The organism is Nostoc sp. CCY0012 (genome assembly GCF_963920855.1).
Taxonomy (GTDB): domain Bacteria; phylum Cyanobacteriota; class Cyanobacteriia; order Cyanobacteriales; family Nostocaceae; genus Cyanocohniella.
This window is the reverse complement of sequence record NZ_CAWUDM010000074.1, coordinates 13,946-30,925: the sequence shown is the minus strand read 5'-3', so window position 1 is coordinate 30,925 and position 16,980 is coordinate 13,946. Positions and strand designations below refer to the sequence as shown.

Genomic DNA, 16,980 nt, shown 5'->3' with positions numbered 1-16,980 from the left:
CGAGCGCTCCTTTCTTTGTCAACTACTTTTTTCTCAATTTACCATTTATTTTTTTCCGTCCTCTGAAACTCCCCACAGTGCTAGGTTGTAGGAAACAATAGTTTATGCACTTTGCTGATTAAGAGAGGGTAGAGCGTGAATTTTCAGTCTGTTATTACGTCATTGCATCAATTTTGGAGTCAACGCGGTTGTTTGATTGCCCAACCATACGATATTGAGAAGGGTGCGGGTACTAAAAACCCTCATACATTTTTAAGGGCATTAGGGCCGGAACCGTGGTCTGTTGCTTATGTTGAACCATGTCGTCGTCCTACTGATGGGCGTTACGGCGAAAATCCTAATCGGTTTCAACACTATTATCAGTACCAAGTTCTGATTAAGCCGTCGCCAGATAATATTCAAGAGATCTATCTTGATTCCTTAAGGGCTTTGGGTATTCGTCCTGAAGATCATGATGTCCGGTTTGTGGAAGATAACTGGGAAGATGCAACGGTGGGAGCTTGGGGTACTGGTTGGGAAGTTTGGTTAGATGGGATGGAAATTACTCAGTTTACCTACTTCCAACAGTGTGGGGGCATTGATTGCCGTCCCGTGTCGATTGAAATTACATACGGGTTGGAACGACTGGTAATGTATCTCCAGCAAGTGGAAGCAATTACAAAAATTCAGTGGACGGACAACATTACTTATGGTGATGTCTTCTTGCAAAGTGAGATTGAGCAGTGTACTTATAACTTTGAAGCGTCGAATCCTGAGTTGCTACTGACATTGTTTAACTTATATGAGCAAGAAGCTACCCAGTTGACAGAGCGAGGGTTGGTTATACCCACCTTGGATTATGTAATGAAGTGTTCACACACCTTCAATTTGTTGGATGCTAGAGGTGTGATTTCGGTGACGGAGAGAACTCGTTACATTGCTAGGATTCGTCATTTGGCACGGAAGGTGGCTCATTTATATGTTGAGCAAAGGGAAAAGTTGGGTTTTCCATTACTGAAGGGAGTTGCTGTTTAAGTGGTTTTGGCAATGTACAACACTAAGACAGAATCTCTTGTGAGGGCATAAGGTAGGCACAGTATGACTCATGGGTGTCAACTTAACGTAAAATCCCGGCTAGAAAAAGTTTTATTGTTCCTAGATTCTGACTGGGAATGCTTCTTGGTAGGTTCTGACTTTCTTGATTAGCGACAGATCTGCTCATAGTGCATTTCCAAGTTTTACCTAGAAACGAGAGTTTTTAGGGGTTTTATTGAAGTTGACACTAATGATTGCCCTAGCAGCTACATGAATGGGTGCAGTCTCAATGCCAAAAATCATAAAAATTAAGCCACATCTGAGCTGGGAAGAGTTGGATACAGGTTATGGCAAAGCCAAAGAACCAGTAAAGCGGACACATTACAAAATAATCCATAATTTTGAAAGTCTTGACGAAGTTCCTGTACCGCATTATGACTCTGAGAAAATGTTAAAATTTTTCTCTGCTTGCAAAATTAACTGACGAGAAAAGTTATCAGATGTCAATTTCCGAAATTACGCAACAGCTTTTAGAAGCCAAACAAGAGAAAGGATTGAGTTTTGCTGATTTAGAAAAAATTATTGGACGTGATGAAGTATGGATTGCTGCTGTATTTTACCGTCAAGCTAGCGCCTCTGAGGAAGAGGCAAAATTATTGGTAGAAGCATTGGACTTAGCTCCTATCTATATTCAAGAATTGACTGCGTACCCAGTTAAAGGATTAGGGCCAATCGTCCCGACTGATCCCCTGATTTATCGTTTCTACGAGATTATGCAAGTCTATGGCTACCCTATTAAAGAGGTAATTCAGGAAAAGTTTGGTGACGGGATTATGAGCGCCATTGACTTTACCTTAGATATCGAAAAAGAAACAGACCCCAAAGGCGATCGCGTTAAAATTATTATGTCTGGCAAATTTCTCCCATACAAAAAGTGGTAGAGTTTCAGTTATGCGGAGGGTGGGCTTTTACCCATCCTTTATTGGCTGGTAAATTGTCTATAATTTACTTTAATAAATATAATTTTTTTTAATTTCTAACTAGCTATACGTCTTGCCAGAAGAAACCGAAAACTCACCAAAAAAGATAAACTTAACTCCTTATTACACCCAAAACTTTGGCAAAGCATATTTGGGCGATAGTCTAGAACTTCTGAAATCAATTGATCAAAATAGCATTAATCTGATCCTGACATCGCCGCCATTTGCTCTCACACGTAAAAAAGCATACGGTAACGAAAGTGCTGAAAAATATATCGAGTGGTTTCTACCTTTTGCATACGAGTTCAAAAGAGTATTAGTAGATAATGGCTCATTTATTTTAGATTTAGGTGGTGCTTACTTACCTGGTAACCCCGTGCGGAGTATATACCAATATGAACTTTTAGTCAGATTATGTAAAGAAGTCGGCTTTTTTTTGGCACAAGAATTTTATCATTATAACCCTGCGCGATTACCTACTCCGGCTGAGTGGGTGACCATCAAACGAATTCGTGTGAAAGATTCAGTAAATGTCGTTTGGTGGCTATCAAAAACCCCACAACCTAAAGCAGACAATAGAAAAGTATTGAAGCCTTATAGCCAAAGTATGCAGAAACTACTGAAAAATGGCTATAAAGCTCAACTTCGTCCAAGTGGACATGATATTTCTCAGAAATTTCAAAAAGACAACCAAGGTGCAATTCCACCAAATTTGCTAGAAATTCCTAATACAGAATCTAATAGTTTGTATCTACGGAGCTGTAAAGCAGCAGGAATTAAACCCCACCCAGCGAGGTTTCCTCAAGGTTTCGCTGAATTTTTCATCAAATTTTTAACTGATGAAGGTGATATGGTGTTAGACCCATTTTCAGGTTCCAATACAACCGGGTTTGTGGCTGAAAATTTACAGCGCCGATGGATATCTTTGGAAATTAATGAGGATTATGTTGTAGGAAGTCGTTATCGATTTAGTCGATAGGCAGATGAATTTAAGGGTGAGGAGTGGAAAGCTAAAGTTAATAACTCATAAATACTCACTCAAATCTCTCCATTCACTTGCATTTGATGAACTTGGTCGGCTAACTCTTGACGGCTTTGATCATCTAGCTTGTCAATAGCTAACATCCCCATAAGAATAACTTCTTTGAGGGTTAAACGCGTTGAATGTGCCTGTTTTTGCACAATCTCCTTAATGATTGGACTAACACCAATTGCTGTACTCGCTCTAGCCACAGAATAACCGGGAAACATTAATACTTTACCTAAATCTTAGCACTTCTTACAAGGTTGTTATATACAACTAGAGCAAAGTTCAATTGTGCTATAAACTACATAGATATGTTTAAGCGCAACTGGAAATTGGATATCTGGAAAGTGCAATATTGATGTAATATTATTTACCCTAGTAAGTTTTATACCCTAAACCGAAAGGTATAGATGAATAAATCTACACTTTGTCTCTAAAAAAATACTTTTAACCAAAGAATTTTAATAAATAAAACTAGCTGAAGTATTCAAAGATATGTCTTAAAGAGATTGTAAATTGTCAAACATAATCTTGTGAAGCTGGTTTACACAACTATACAATACAGTGTAAATAAAAATAATAGCTAAATCTCAGTAAAATTTTCCTGAACACAGCTAATTGATACTGTCATAGGGAAAAGCAGTAAAAATGAGGAGAGACAAAGTGATAAGGGATTCATATCTGTTGGCAATAGGCTTGTTAACAGGATTGGTAATACCAGCATCTGCGCCTCCTCATCTGTCAATCCTCCTGCCAGAAAGTTCTCAATTTATGTGGAATTTCACACAGGGGTTACAGATAACAGTGGATGAAAAAAACATTGCCAACCTTGATATCTCCTTACCGCAATTCAATAACCAAGGATTACCAGCATCACCAGATTCATTCCTGAATCCTCATCCTCATCCATCTAACCGCGCACTGATATCAGGCAAGCAACTTTATTACCAAAGATTGGCAGCTTTAAAAACAGGTCAGATTTATACACGTGTGGATAATGAGACTTCGCAATTATTGTGGAATTCAGCGAAGAAGCATCAACTAACTTATGAAGATTGGAAAAAGTTATTAACTTTAGAAGCTAAAGCCATCAGCCAAGGTCAAGGCGCAAATTATTTAGGTATTTTAGTTGGTGATTCCTTGAGCATGTGGTTTCCTAAAGAAAAATTGCCTACTGGTAAATTGTGGCTGAATCAAGGCATATCTGGAGATACTTCTGGAGGAATTTCCAAAAGATTGCAGGCATTTGCCGCAACACGACCGAATGTGATTTATATCATGGCTGGAATTAATGATTTACGAAGAGGCGATAGTGATGAAGAAATTTTGCGTAATCATCGACAGATTATCCGTAGCTTGCGGCAGACTCACCCAAATACTCAGATAATTGTGCAATCAATTTTGCCAACGCGCCTGTCATCAATTTCTAATAGCCGTATTCGTCAAATTAATACACAACTGGCCTTGATTGCTCAACAAGAAAAAGCTAATTATCTAAATATTTATGATTGGTTTACAGATTTTCAAGGCAATTTGCGCCCAGAGCTAACTACAGATGGTTTGCATCTATCTCAAGATGGATATGATGTTTGGCGTGCGGCACTGCAAGAAACACAATTCAAGCTGACTCAGCAAAATAATTGAGCGATCGCTATTTTAAAACCTATTTTAAAAACTATGGAAATCACCGATAATGACGCTATTGCCATCCGTTCCATAATTGAAAACCAAATTCAAGCTTTTCAACAGGATGACGCTCAAGCTGCTTTTGCTTTTGCCAGTCCGGAAATTCAAGAGCAATATACCGCAGAAAACTTTATCCAGATGGTAAGAAATAGCTACCCGGCTGTTTATCGCCCCCGTTCTGTATTTTTTGAGAAAATCACAACCATCCAAGGCAATATTACTCAGACAGTACTTTTGCTGAGTCCTCATGGTGTTCCCCTGAGGGGTTTATATTTTATGGTAAAACAGCCAGATAATACCTGGAGGATTAACGGTTGTGTTTTAGTGTCTGTGGAAGCAGAAATTATTTAGAACTGGGGAAATAACCATTGACTAATGAGTCATAACAACAGGCTGATTTAAAACTTGATTTAATTTGCCGCTACGATAACCTTCTAAATCGAGAGTGACGTAAAGAAATCCCAACTCTTGAAATTTAGCAACTACTGCTTGTATATCTGTAGTTAAGACAAAATCTTTGATTTGTGTTGGCAGTAATTCAATCCGCGCTGTATCGCCTTGCGAACGTACGCGCAAATTCTGCCATCCTAATTTTCGGAGATAAATTTCTGCTCTACCGACCCTTTGCAATTTGGCAACAGTAATTTCCTCACCATAAGGAAACCGAGAACTGAGACAAGGTTGAGCAGGTTTATCCCACCAAGGTAAACCGAGTTGTTGCGAAAGTTGCCGGACTTCAGCTTTAGTGACGCCAACTTCAGCTAAAGGCGATCGCGCGCCTCTTTCTTTAGCTGCTTGAATCCCTGGGCGATAATCGTGCAAATCGTCGGCATTCACCCCATCTACTACATAGGGATAACCTAACTGCAACGCTAAAGGTTTAAGAGTGTCATGTAATTCACTTTTGCAAAAATAGCACCGATTGACAGGGTTAGAAGTGTAATTGGGATTGTCCATTTCGTGAGTGTGGACAATTTTATGAGAAATCCCCATAGTTGCGGCTTGAATTTTCGCATCTTCCAACTCTTCTGGTAACAGCGAAGGCGAAACAGCTGTCACAGCCAAAGCGCGATCGCCCAACACATCATAAGCAATCTTGGCAACCAAAGTACTATCAATACCCCCAGAGTAGGCAATCAAAGCCTGCTCCATATCTCCAAATAAGACTTTTAATTGCTCAAATTTTTCTGTCAACATCACTTCCCAATCCTGGCAAAAGCCTACAGCACCCAATCAATTCTATTCTAATCACTCATCAACTAAGATGTTGGGGCTGCTATACTTGGCCACCAGATTAGCTAACAGAGGTAAATCCAACGGTTTAGAAAGATAATCATTGGCCCCAGCGGCCAAACAAGTTTCGTGATCGCCTTTCATGGCCATTGCTGTTTGAACAATTACTGGAATCATCTGATACTCTGGTTTGGCTCGTAACTGCTTGAGCAAATTTAAACCATTAGCATCAGGAAGCTGGATATCCATTAAAATTACCGCCGGGTTAATCTGTGTGAGAACTGCCCACATTTCAGCAGCATTCTTCACCCAATTCACATGATATCCCCGTTTACCTAGATAAATTTGCATCAACTCGGCATTAGGAAAATCATTTTCCACCAACAAAATCTCTAAAGAGGAACTGGGACTAACGATGGTTGATTCTACTGTCTCATCTACCTCATCTTCCCCATTTGCCCCTACTTCCTCAAGAGGTTTTAGGGGCAGAATAATAGTAAACCGCGAGCCTTGATCAACGGATGATTCCACTGTCACTCCACCACCATGAAGTTCAGCCAACTTGCGAGTCACAGTTAATCCCAAACCTGTACCTTCATTACGGCTAGTGACAGCGTTGGCAATTTGGAAATAAGGTTGAAATAGGAGAGCTTGATTTTCTGGAGAGATCCCAATTCCTGTATCCCAAACTGTAAAATGCACAAATTCATCTTTGGGTAAAACTTTTAAGCCAACGGTACCTGTGCTAGTAAACTTCAGGGCATTAAACAGCAAATTCAACAGCATTTGCTTCAATCTTAAGGGGTCAGCAACCAGGGTTTTGACATCGGGGTCTATTTCTAGGCACAATTTCAAATTCTTGTTAGCAGCTTTCTCCTTCAGCAATGCGAAAACATTGCGGCACATTTCTGGCACATTTACATTTTCCCATTCCACTTCCAGCTGGTTAGCTTCAATTTTGGAAAGGTCTAAAATATCATTGATGAGCGTGAGTAAGTGCTTCCCACTAGACTGAATGATATTTAAATACTCTTGATGGCGTTCCCTTGTGGGATCGTAGCCTTGAGCTAGAAGCAGGTGAGTGAAACCAATAATGGAACTTAGGGGCGTGCGGATTTCGTGACTTGTATTAGCTAGAAACTGGTTTTTAAGTTGATTAGTGCGCTTAAGTTGCTCATTAGAACTACCAAGTTGTTGAGAGTGTTGCTGCAAAGAGGCTATTTTTTTCAGTTGCGTGAGTGCAGCCATACACTGCTGAATAGCTTGTGTGAGCAATTGCGATCGCAGTTGCTTTTGGGATGCTGTAAGTGATTTACCATCAGTCCTGGGGGTGGCTTTAGCGATAATTAGCCAGCCAATAATATTATTAGCATCATCACTTAAGCGCCAGACATATTGTGGTTGTTGGCTTTCAAGTTGATGTAAATCTTCTAGTGCGATCGCTTCGTGCAATTTTAATTGCAGTCTTTTTTGGGAATGTTGTAAAAGTGGCTGCTGTGCAACTCGACACGGTGACGGAGAAACATAACAAACTTCAGCAATTTTTGCCTGGGGTTGAAATAAAGCGATCGCTACCGTAATACTATTCAAAGCAATGTCGAGCTGGTTCACCACAGTTTGGAAAATTTCCGCCTCTGTGGTTCTCGCTGGTGAGACAACACTACAAACACAAAGCAAGCGATCGTTTAGGTGACTCTGCAACTGGTTCAAGCTGCGTTCCAGCCACAGCTCCGCACGAAGTTGCTGAATTGTTTTCAAAAGTGTGGGCGTGACATCTAACGATGAGTTCTGTTCTGGTAAGCTTGAATACTGCTGCATGGTCAACTAGACCGCTGAACAAGTTTGACTTGGCACAAAAATACGAACAAGATTCTATGTATATTAACTCACAATTTTCGTTTGTTTATAACTTATAACTTGTAGTGTCGATTGTCACTAGTAAAACCAACATTCTTGTACGAAATTAATTTCCTAAAATTTTTTGGGATTAACTATTTTAGAAAAAACTGATGGATACACAAATTGCTCAACTCATCGTCAACGGCATTGCAGTAGGCAGTATTATTGCTTTAGCAGCTGTAGGACTCACACTTACCTACGGGATTTTACGGTTATCTAATTTTGCTCACGGTGATTTTCTCACTTTGGGAGCCTATCTCACTTTATTAATAAATACAGCCGGAATCAATATTTGGTTGTCCATGATTCTGGCAACCTTCGGGACTGTAGGGGCAATGCTGTTATCAGAAAAATTGTTGTGGTCAAGGATGCGTTCTATTCGTGCCACTTCCACCACACTGATTATTATCTCTATTGGACTGGCTTTATTTTTACGCAATGGGATTATTTTTCTTTGGGGTGGACAGAACCGAAATTACAATGTGCCTGTAACTGCGGCGTTGGATATCTTCGGTTTAAAGATCCCGCAAAATCAACTTTTGGTATTGGGGTTAGCTGTGCTGGCAATTTTGGCACTGCACTATCTGTTGCAAAATACCAAAATTGGTAAAGCAATGCGAGCCGTGGCAGACGATTTAGATTTAGCGAGAGTATCTGGCATCAATGTAGAGCAAGTAATCCTCTGGACTTGGCTGATTGCTGGCACATTCACCTCATTAGGTGGCAGTATGTACGGGTTGATTACGGCGGTACGCCCCAACATGGGATGGTTTCTCATTTTACCTTTGTTCGCTTCAGTAATATTAGGTGGTATCGGTAATCCCTACGGAGCGATCGCCGCAGCCTTAATCATTGGTATAGCCCAAGAACTCAGCACTCTCTGGCTGGGTTCTCAGTATAAACAAGGTATAGCTCTGTTGATCATGATTTTGGTGCTGCTCATTCGCCCCAAAGGTTTATTCAAAGGAACAATTTAAGCAGCACCATTCCACTTCTAATTATTCAATGATGTGGAAGTAATAGGCAGCAACCAAAAAGTTAACAGCCAATAACAGCAACGCCCAACCCACACGGAAAGTGTATGGGGGTTTAGCTCCACTGTCAGCAACTGGGGAATTTTGAACTTTAGCCATAAATGGTTCTCCTCATGTCATAACTTTTTAAGAAATACCAAACAGATGTACCCAATGCCCAAATTCTTTAAAAATATTTTTGTGTTTGGGGATTTGGGATTGGGAATTGGTCAATATCTTCCTCATCGTCCTCCTTTCCCCACTCATTCTTCACCCGCATGGTAAGAACTACGCACCAGCGGCCCAGAACGGACATGGTTAAATCCCATTTGCCGTGCTAGACTGCCTAGTTCATCAAATTCTGCTGGTGTCCAGTATTTTTGTACTGGTAAATGTTCTAAAGAAGGACGCATATACTGGCCGATAGTCAGGCGATCGCACCCCACAGCCCTTAAGTCTGTCATAGTTTCCATGACTTCCTCTCTCGTTTCGCCATGTCCCAGCATTAAGCCTGATTTAGTGGGGATAGTCTGGTCTATTTCTTTCACTATAGCCAACACTTGCAGCGAGCGATCGTACTTGGCTCCCCGACGCACAGGGCCAGTTAGCCGCCTGACTGTTTCCACGTTGTGATTAAAACAAGCTGGTTTAGCTGTCACAATGGCAGCTATTCTTTGTCGTTGTCCTGATTCTCCAGAACCAATACCACCCCAAAAATCTGGCGTCAGTACTTCAATTTGCGTATCTGGGTTTAACTGACGAATTGTATTTATTGTCTTGACAAACTGCCCTGCACCCTGATCTGGCAAATCATCACGGGCGACAGAAGTCAACACTACATAACGCAATCCCAAAAGCTGTACGGCTTCTGCTACTTTTTGCGGCTCCTCTGGGTCAATAGGCATTGGTGCATGACCTTTATCTACTTGACAAAAAGCACAAGAACGTGTACAAACAGGACCTGATAGTAAAAAAGTTGCAGTTTTTTGGGCATAGCATTCTCCCCGATTAGGGCAACGTCCTTCTTCACAAATCGTGTGAATTTGGCGTTGCTTAATAATCCGTTGTACGGTAGAAAGCTCACTAGCTTTAGCAATGGGGCGACGTAACCAGCTAGGCATTGCCGTTATTTCTGACTTGAGTTGGGCTGGTTGTAACGAAGTCATAGACATCCAAGCAAAATTCAAAGGTATTTTGGGGCAAATTTCCTCTGCGCTGAAGCAAGGTTTAAGCCTTAAATATCACCATGACATAGATTTTCCCGAATATAAGCACTAGTTTTTTAAAATACCTCTAACAATGACATTTATACCGAAATATACTATCCCCCAATTAATAAAGAATGTGGATATAGTGGGAGGATTCTCACGGTCAATCGGCAATGCCGTTATTTACACTTAAAATTTCTGTTAGAGCAATAAGTCGTGGCAAGTAACAAAATTTTAGTTATCGATGACACTACAGTTGTCAGGGTAAAAGTACGAGAAATGTTGCCTCCAGGCAATTTTGAGGTATTAGAAGCCAAAGACGGTTTAGAAGGACTGAATTTTATCCGTCAGGAAAAACTCAGCTTGATTATGTTGGACTTTTTACTGCCTAAAATGAGCGGATGGGAAGTTTTTCAGCAAGTGCAAGCACAGCCTGAACTGAGAAAAATTCCTTTGGTTATCATGTCTGGTCGTAAGGAGGAGGTAACGGAAAAACTGACCGAACCTTTTGAATACTTTGAATTTTTAGGAAAGCCTTTTGATCAGAAGCAATTAATCAATGCTATTAAGTTAGCAATGTCTAAGGCTAAAAAGCCTCGCCCAGAAGCAGTTCCAATATCACTCGTTACTACCAAAAATGGTACAGCAACGGCCGTTGCTACTAAAAATGGCACGGTAGTTACATCTGGTGTCACAACTACTGCAACAACTATTTCTGATATTGAGTCAGATGCTTCAGCCGAAATCAATGCATTGAATGAAAAAATGATCAAAATGCAGGCAGAAATCGACGGCTTGAAGAAACAGTTAGCGCAGGTAGTGACTTTTATCAAACAAAAGATCAAGTAGTATTTGTACTTACTATAGTAATCCAGGTTGATTGCTAAATTTAACTAATCTACCCATAAGTGGAAAAATTGAAAAATGCGATCGCGCTGTGGCACGATCAACTTTTGAAGACAATACAGTGGAATTATCTATCCCATAGCCCTGCCAAAACATACTCTATTTAAGGGTAAAGGCAGGCTTTTTACTGTTTAAATCAATCAATAATGGCTATAAATTGAAATACCCCGTTTTTCCATCAGGGTGTATAAGCCTGTCTAAATTACAATTGTTTCAACATCAAATTCACATTAGACATAATTTGCGTACACATACGTAGTAGTTTGCTTTTATTACTCATAGCTTGTATAAGCAAGGAACAAAAAATTAGTTAACAGGCTAACGATAATTAGTTTTCTGTACTGGGAATAATGAAACATAGAAAGCAATATGTGAGCATAGGCAAGAATGTCAGTAGTATTAGATCCGCTATATCCCATACTTGGTTATCGCATTACTGAGCAAATTTATTCAGGTAGTAAAACCTTAGTTTATCGGGGCATCAGAGAACAGGATGAACAACCCGTAATCCTCAAACTGATGCGGAATGAATATCCTACTTTTGCCGAGATTGCTCAGTTCCGTAATCAATACACTATTACCCAAAACATAGAACTATCTGGTATTGTCAAACCCCATAGCATAGAAACTTACCGCAACGGTTATGTCCTAGTTATGGAAGATTTTGGCTGTATCTCCCTCAAAGATTGGCAACGACAGCAGTTAGCAAACGGGAAAAAGTCTGTTTCTTTAAGTGAATTTTTCCACATCGCCATTGAAGTTGCTTCCAGCCTAGAGGAACTACATCGCCATCGCATCATTCACAAAGACATTAAACCCGGAAATATTCTTATTCACCCCACAACTAATGAAATTAAAATCATCGACTTTAGTCTAGCTACTTTGTTACCAAAAGAAATTCAAGTCATTACAAATCCCAATGTTTTAGAAGGCACTCTAGCTTATATTTCTCCTGAACAAACGGGACGGATGAATCGAGGTATAGACTATCGCACTGACTTTTATTCCTTAGGCGTGACCTTTTTTGAACTCCTAACTGGGCAATTACCCTTCAGTAACAATGAACCTATGGAGTTAGTTTACTCTCATATTGCTAAAGAAGCACCTAAAGTTAGTCAAATTAATTCTCACATTCCTTTAATTTTATCGGAAATAATTAGCAAGTTGATGGCGAAAAATGCTGAAGACCGCTATCAAAGTGCGTATGGACTCAAGCATGATTTAGAGATATGTCAGAATCAGTGGCTAGAGAAAGAACAAATTACACCCTTTGAATTAGCAGGTCGAGATATATCTAACCGTTTTGTGATTCCTGAAAAATTATATGGTCGTCAACGTGAAGTTGAAAACCTCCTTGCTACTTTTGAGCGCGTGGCAAACGGTAACAATGAAATGATATTAGTTACGGGTTTCTCTGGAATTGGCAAAACTGCTGTAGTAAATGAAGTGCATAAACCAATTGCAAGACAGCGTAGTTACTTCATTAAAGGTAAATTCGATCAATTTCAACGTGATATTCCTTTATCAGCATTGATACAAGCATTTAGAGATTTGATTGGACAAATATTATCAGAAAGTGATGCCCAAATTAATCAATGGCAGGAAAAAATATTATCTGTCTTGGGTAGACAAGCTCAAGTAATTATTGATGTAATTCCTGAACTGGAAAGGATTATTGGCAAACAACCACCAGTGGTAAAAATTTCTGGTAGTGCTGTCTACAATCGATTTAATTTATTATTTCAAAAATTTATTCAAGTTTTTACAACTAAAGAACAACCTCTGGTAATTTTCCTCGATGATTTGCAATGGGCAGATACGGCTTCTTTGAAATTTATTCAATTATTAATGAGTGAAGCTACCTCTTCTACTCTGACTGGAGAAATCCAGAAAATAGCTGAAAAGCAAGGTAACTTATTACTGATAGGGGCATACCGTGATAATGAAGTATCGGCTGCACATCCATTGACTTTGATTTTGCAAGAAATGTCCGCAAAAAATGTAATTATTAATACTATTAATTTGGCACCCTTAAACCAATCAGATTTAAACAATTTGATTGCCGATACACTTCATTGTCGAGACTTAGTTGCTGTTCCTTTGACACAAATGGTATTTGCAAAAACCAAAGGTAACCCCTTCTTTGTCACTCAATTTCTCAAATCTTTACATGATGATGGATTAATTACACTAAACTTTGATGTTGGTCATTGGCAGTATGACATTACAAAAATCAAAACATTGTCGCTCACAGATGATGTAGTAGAATTTATGGCAATCCAAATTGAAAAGCTGCCTAAAAATACTAACAAATTATTAAAGTTAGCTGCTTGTGTAGGGAGTCAATTTGATTTAAAGACTCTGGCTATTATCCATGAAAAAAGTGTTGTGGATACAGCAGCTGATCTTTGGCCTGCTTTACTTGATGGATTAATTTTACCTCAAAACGAAAATTCATTAGCAGAAACAAGTGATAAACAACAAACAATTTGTCATCAAGAAGAATTGCACTCAACATCCTCTAATACTAATCCTCAACTAACAAAGTATAAATTTGTACATGATCGTGTACAGCAAGCTGCGTATTCTTTGATTCCTCTAGACCAAAAAAAACCAATTCACTTAAAAATTGGGCTACTTTTGCTGAAAAATACTTCCATTGAAGAACGGGAAGATAAGATTTTTGAATTAGTTAATCAGTTTAACATTGCAGTGGAATTCATTACTAATCCAGCGCAACGAGATGAATTAGCTGCAATGAACTTAACGGCTGGATGTAAAGCTGTAGTATCAACAGCTTACTCAACGGCTAAGAAGTATTTAACTACTGGAATTGAACTGCTGGCAGGTAATTGTTGGAATAATCAATATGAATTAACCTTAGCTTTGTATGAGAATGCGGCAGAAGCAGCATATTTGAATGGAGAGTTTGAGCAGACAGAAGAACTTGTCCAGGTTGTGTTGGCAAAGGCTAATACACTGCTAGAAAAAGTAAAAGTGTATGAAGTTAGAATTCAGGCATATGGGGCGCAAGGGAAAGCACAAGAAGCAGTTAAAGCAGCACTGGTATTTTTGAAGTTATTGGGAGTAGAATTCCCGGAATATCCTAGTCAGACTGATATTCAGCAAGAAATGAATATAGTCACTACAACTTTGGCTAATCGTAAGATTGAGGAATTAATTGATTTGCCAGAAATGACGGTAAAAGAAGCACTAGCAATGATGCGTATTTTATCTGGTGCAATTGCTTTTGCTTATCAAGCGATGCCTGAATTGATGCCTCTAATTTGCTTAAAACAAATTAACTTATCACTGAAATATGGAAATTCTCCCTTATCAGCTTTTGCCTATGTTACTTATGGTTTAATGCTTTGCGGGTCGCCAGGAGGAATTGAACTTGGTTATCAGTTTGGCAAATTAGGTACCAATTTATTATCAAAGTTCAACATTAAAGAAATTAAAGCCAAAGTCAACCAGACATTTAATGCCCATGTTAGACATTGGCAAGAACCTATTAGAGAAACTCTTCAGCCTCTTTTAGAAGCTTATACTGCTGGACTAGAAACAGGCGATTTAGAATTCGCGGCGTACTCTTTATATTCTTACTCCTACATTGCATATTTTAGCGGGAAGGAATTGAATACTCTTGAAAGAGAGATGGCAAACTACAGTTATACTGCTAACCAACTCAAACAAGATGCAGTCTTTTTTTGGATTGAAATTTATCGGCAGACAGTATTGAATTTGATTGGGGCTGTGCCAAATCCTTGTCAGTTAATTGGGGAAGCTTATGATGAAGTACAAATATTGCCAGAGCAAATCAAGGTTAATGATGGAGTTGCACTTTTGTATGTTTATATATGTAAACTAAATTTGTGTTATCTCTTTGGCGATTATGCTGAAGCCGTTAAAAACTCTGTCCTGGCAGAGCAATATTTAATGAGTGGAATAGGACAGTTTGTTGTCCCACAATTTTATTTTTATGATTCTCTGGCATTGTTGGCAACATATCATAACACTAGTTCTATAAATCAAGAAGAAATTTTACATAAAGTATTAAACAATCAAAAGAAAATGAGTACGTGGGCAGAATATGTTCCCAGTAATCATTTGCATAAATTTTATTTAGTTGAGGCTGAAAAATGCAGAGTTTCTAGAAAATATCTTGAGGCAATAGAATACTTTGATCAGGCAATTTCTCTTGCTAAAAAATATGATTATATTCATGAAGAAGCTCTTGCTAACGAAATTGCGAGTAAATTTTATCTAGAATGGGGCAAGCAGAAAATTGCTCAAACTTATCTAATTGATGCTTACTATGGTTATGTTCGCTGGGGTGCATTAGCAAAAGTAAATGATTTGCAAAAACGCTATCCTCAATTATTATCGTCTCTTATTCAACAAGACAAACTGAGTTTACATCCCAGTGAAAATATTACCTCTGAACTTAAATTCACTGGATCTGCGCCTAATACTGAATCTATTGTAAGTACAAATGAAACTGTTGTTGGCTCTAATACTAGTATGTCGGACAGGCTAGATTTAGCCGCTGTGATTAAAGCATCCCAAGCATTGTCTGGAGAAATTGAGTTACCGGAACTACTTTCAACCTTAATGGAAGTTGTGATGGAAAATGTCGGGGCCTCTAAGTGTGTTCTAATTTTGAGTACTGGAGATGAATCAGAATTAACAGTTACATCTGTCAGTTCTAGTTCAACATTAGCTTCTACCCAGACACAGTTTCCCTCAATTAGTTTAGAGTCAAGCTATGATGTGCCAATTTCCTTAATTAACTACGTCAAACGGACTAGGGAAATATTAGTTATTGATGATGCCAAAGCTCAAACTTCTTTAGTAGCAGATAACTATATTAACCGTGAATCACCAAAAAGTTTGTTGTGCATCCCCATGATTAATCAAAGTAAGTTACTGGGGATTCTTTATTTAGAAAATAATTTGACTACAGGAGCATTTACACGCGATCGCCTGGAAGTTCTCAAGCTCTTAACTACTCAAGCTACTATTTCTTTAGAAAATGCCATGCTCTACACAAATTTGGCACAAGCTAAAGAAAAGCTAGAAGAATATAATCATACTTTAGAAGAAAAAGTAGCAGAAAGAACAGCAGAACTTAATAAAAATAACCAAAGTTTACAACAGGCATTACAAGAATTACAACGCACCCAAACCCAATTAATTCAAAGTGAAAAAATGTCATCTTTGGGGCAAATGGTAGCGGGAGTTGCCCATGAAATCAATAACCCTATTAATTTTATTCATGGCAACATTGCTCATACGAGTGAATATGTTCAAGATTTACTAGAATTAATAGCTATCTATCAACAAGAATATCCCCAGCCTTCACAGTTAATTAGGGAAAAAGCTGAAAACATTGATATAGATTTCTTAGCAGCAGACTTGCCAAAAACTGTGGATTCCATGAAAGCGGGAAGTACGCGTATCCGCAATATTGTTTTAGGTTTGCGAAACTTCTCCCGCCTGGATGAGTCGGAAATGAAACCCGTAGATATTCATGAGGGATTGGATAACACTTTAATGATTTTGCAACATCGACTTAAAAAAACTAGTGTTGATAAACATCGCCAAGAAATTGCCATCATCAAGGAATACGGACAGATACCAGAAGTTACTTGTTATGCTAGCCAACTGAATCAAGTGTTTATGAATATTCTCAGTAATGCAATTGATGCTTTAGATATTTCAGAAGTTAACCAAGAAAAAATTGCCAGTCCGACAATTTGGATTAGCACTGAATTAGTAGGCTCAAATATCCTGAAGATTCGGTTTGTTGATAATGGACTAGGTATGACAGCATCTGTACAACAGAAAATTTTTGATCCATTTTTTACTACTAAACCAGTGGGTAGTGGCACAGGGTTGGGTTTGTCAATTAGCTATCAGATTGTTGTGGATAAACATCAGGGTCAGTTAACCTGTAATTCCGAAGTGGGTAAGGGGAGTGAGTTTGTAATTGAGATACCGATACGGTAATT

14 protein-coding genes are annotated in these 16,980 nt (G+C 38.8%); 9 read left to right on the top strand and 5 right to left on the bottom strand.

Annotation, left to right across the window (positions count from 1 at the left end):
- The first annotated feature begins 135 nt into the window (after positions 1–135).
- From glyQ to ACM0OS_RS19735, 4 genes are all read left to right on the top strand, one after another.
- Positions 136–1,014, top strand: a complete 879-nt coding sequence (gene glyQ, locus ACM0OS_RS19750) for a glycine--tRNA ligase subunit alpha (RefSeq protein ID WP_414544901.1) — start codon at positions 136–138, stop codon at positions 1,012–1,014.
- 289 nt (positions 1,015–1,303) lie between these two features.
- Positions 1,304–1,498, top strand: a complete 195-nt coding sequence (locus ACM0OS_RS19745) for a hypothetical protein (protein ID WP_414544900.1) — start codon at positions 1,304–1,306, stop codon at positions 1,496–1,498.
- 16 nt (positions 1,499–1,514) lie between these two features.
- Complete coding sequence (gene cynS / locus ACM0OS_RS19740) at positions 1,515–1,955, top strand: cyanase (protein ID WP_414544899.1); 441 nt, start codon at positions 1,515–1,517, stop codon at positions 1,953–1,955.
- A gap of 112 nt (positions 1,956–2,067) precedes the next feature.
- A complete protein-coding gene (locus tag ACM0OS_RS19735) occupies positions 2,068–2,973 on the top strand; it encodes a DNA-methyltransferase (RefSeq protein ID WP_414544898.1) in 906 nt (301 codons plus the stop codon).
- A 59-nt stretch (positions 2,974–3,032) separates the two neighbouring features.
- On the opposite strand, the gene ACM0OS_RS19730 is transcribed toward ACM0OS_RS19735, so the two are convergent.
- The gene (locus ACM0OS_RS19730; protein ID WP_414544897.1) at positions 3,033–3,245 is read right to left on the bottom strand and encodes a hypothetical protein; all 213 of its coding nucleotides are present in this window, start codon (positions 3,243–3,245) and stop codon (positions 3,033–3,035) included.
- A 442-nt stretch (positions 3,246–3,687) separates the two neighbouring features.
- Here ACM0OS_RS19730 and ACM0OS_RS19725 point away from each other — a divergent pair, with 442 nt between their 5' ends.
- Together ACM0OS_RS19725 and ACM0OS_RS19720 are read left to right on the top strand one after the other, a co-directional pair.
- Positions 3,688–4,665, top strand: coding sequence for an SGNH/GDSL hydrolase family protein (locus tag ACM0OS_RS19725; protein WP_414544903.1), 978 nt, complete (start codon positions 3,688–3,690; stop codon positions 4,663–4,665).
- Between the two features lie 33 nt (positions 4,666–4,698).
- Positions 4,699–5,058 (top strand): DUF4864 domain-containing protein, encoded by a 360-nt coding sequence (locus ACM0OS_RS19720; protein WP_414544896.1) that lies wholly within the window; start codon positions 4,699–4,701, stop codon positions 5,056–5,058.
- Positions 5,059–5,079: 21 nt separating this feature from the next.
- Here ACM0OS_RS19720 and larE read toward each other — a convergent pair whose 3' ends face one another.
- The gene (gene larE, locus ACM0OS_RS19715; RefSeq protein WP_414544895.1) at positions 5,080–5,904 is read right to left on the bottom strand and encodes an ATP-dependent sacrificial sulfur transferase LarE; all 825 of its coding nucleotides are present in this window, start codon (positions 5,902–5,904) and stop codon (positions 5,080–5,082) included.
- 51 nt (positions 5,905–5,955) lie between these two features.
- Positions 5,956–7,758: a hybrid histidine kinase/response regulator HrmK gene (gene hrmK / locus ACM0OS_RS19710; protein ID WP_414544894.1), complete on the bottom strand. Its 1,803-nt coding sequence runs from the start codon at positions 7,756–7,758 to the stop codon at positions 5,956–5,958.
- 191 nt (positions 7,759–7,949) lie between these two features.
- Between hrmK and ACM0OS_RS19705 the strand changes: the two genes are divergently transcribed.
- On the top strand, positions 7,950–8,816 hold the full coding sequence (locus ACM0OS_RS19705; protein ID WP_414544893.1) for a branched-chain amino acid ABC transporter permease: 867 nt from the start codon (positions 7,950–7,952) through the stop codon (positions 8,814–8,816).
- Between the two features lie 21 nt (positions 8,817–8,837).
- Here ACM0OS_RS19705 and ACM0OS_RS19700 read toward each other — a convergent pair whose 3' ends face one another.
- Together ACM0OS_RS19700 and lipA are read right to left on the bottom strand one after the other, a co-directional pair.
- Positions 8,838–8,972 carry a photosystem I protein PsaX gene (locus ACM0OS_RS19700; protein ID WP_414544892.1) on the bottom strand — a complete coding sequence of 45 codons (135 nt, stop codon included), beginning with the start codon at positions 8,970–8,972 and terminating at the stop codon, positions 8,838–8,840.
- Positions 8,973–9,115: 143 nt separating this feature from the next.
- A complete protein-coding gene (gene lipA, locus ACM0OS_RS19695; RefSeq protein WP_414544902.1) occupies positions 9,116–10,018 on the bottom strand; it encodes a lipoyl synthase in 903 nt (300 codons plus the stop codon).
- 258 nt (positions 10,019–10,276) lie between these two features.
- Between lipA and ACM0OS_RS19690 the strand changes: the two genes are divergently transcribed.
- A complete protein-coding gene (locus ACM0OS_RS19690; RefSeq protein WP_414544891.1) occupies positions 10,277–10,909 on the top strand; it encodes a response regulator in 633 nt (210 codons plus the stop codon).
- A gap of 444 nt (positions 10,910–11,353) precedes the next feature.
- The gene (locus ACM0OS_RS19685; protein ID WP_414544890.1) at positions 11,354–16,978 is read left to right on the top strand and encodes an AAA family ATPase; all 5,625 of its coding nucleotides are present in this window, start codon (positions 11,354–11,356) and stop codon (positions 16,976–16,978) included.
- Positions 16,979–16,980 lie beyond the last annotated feature (2 nt).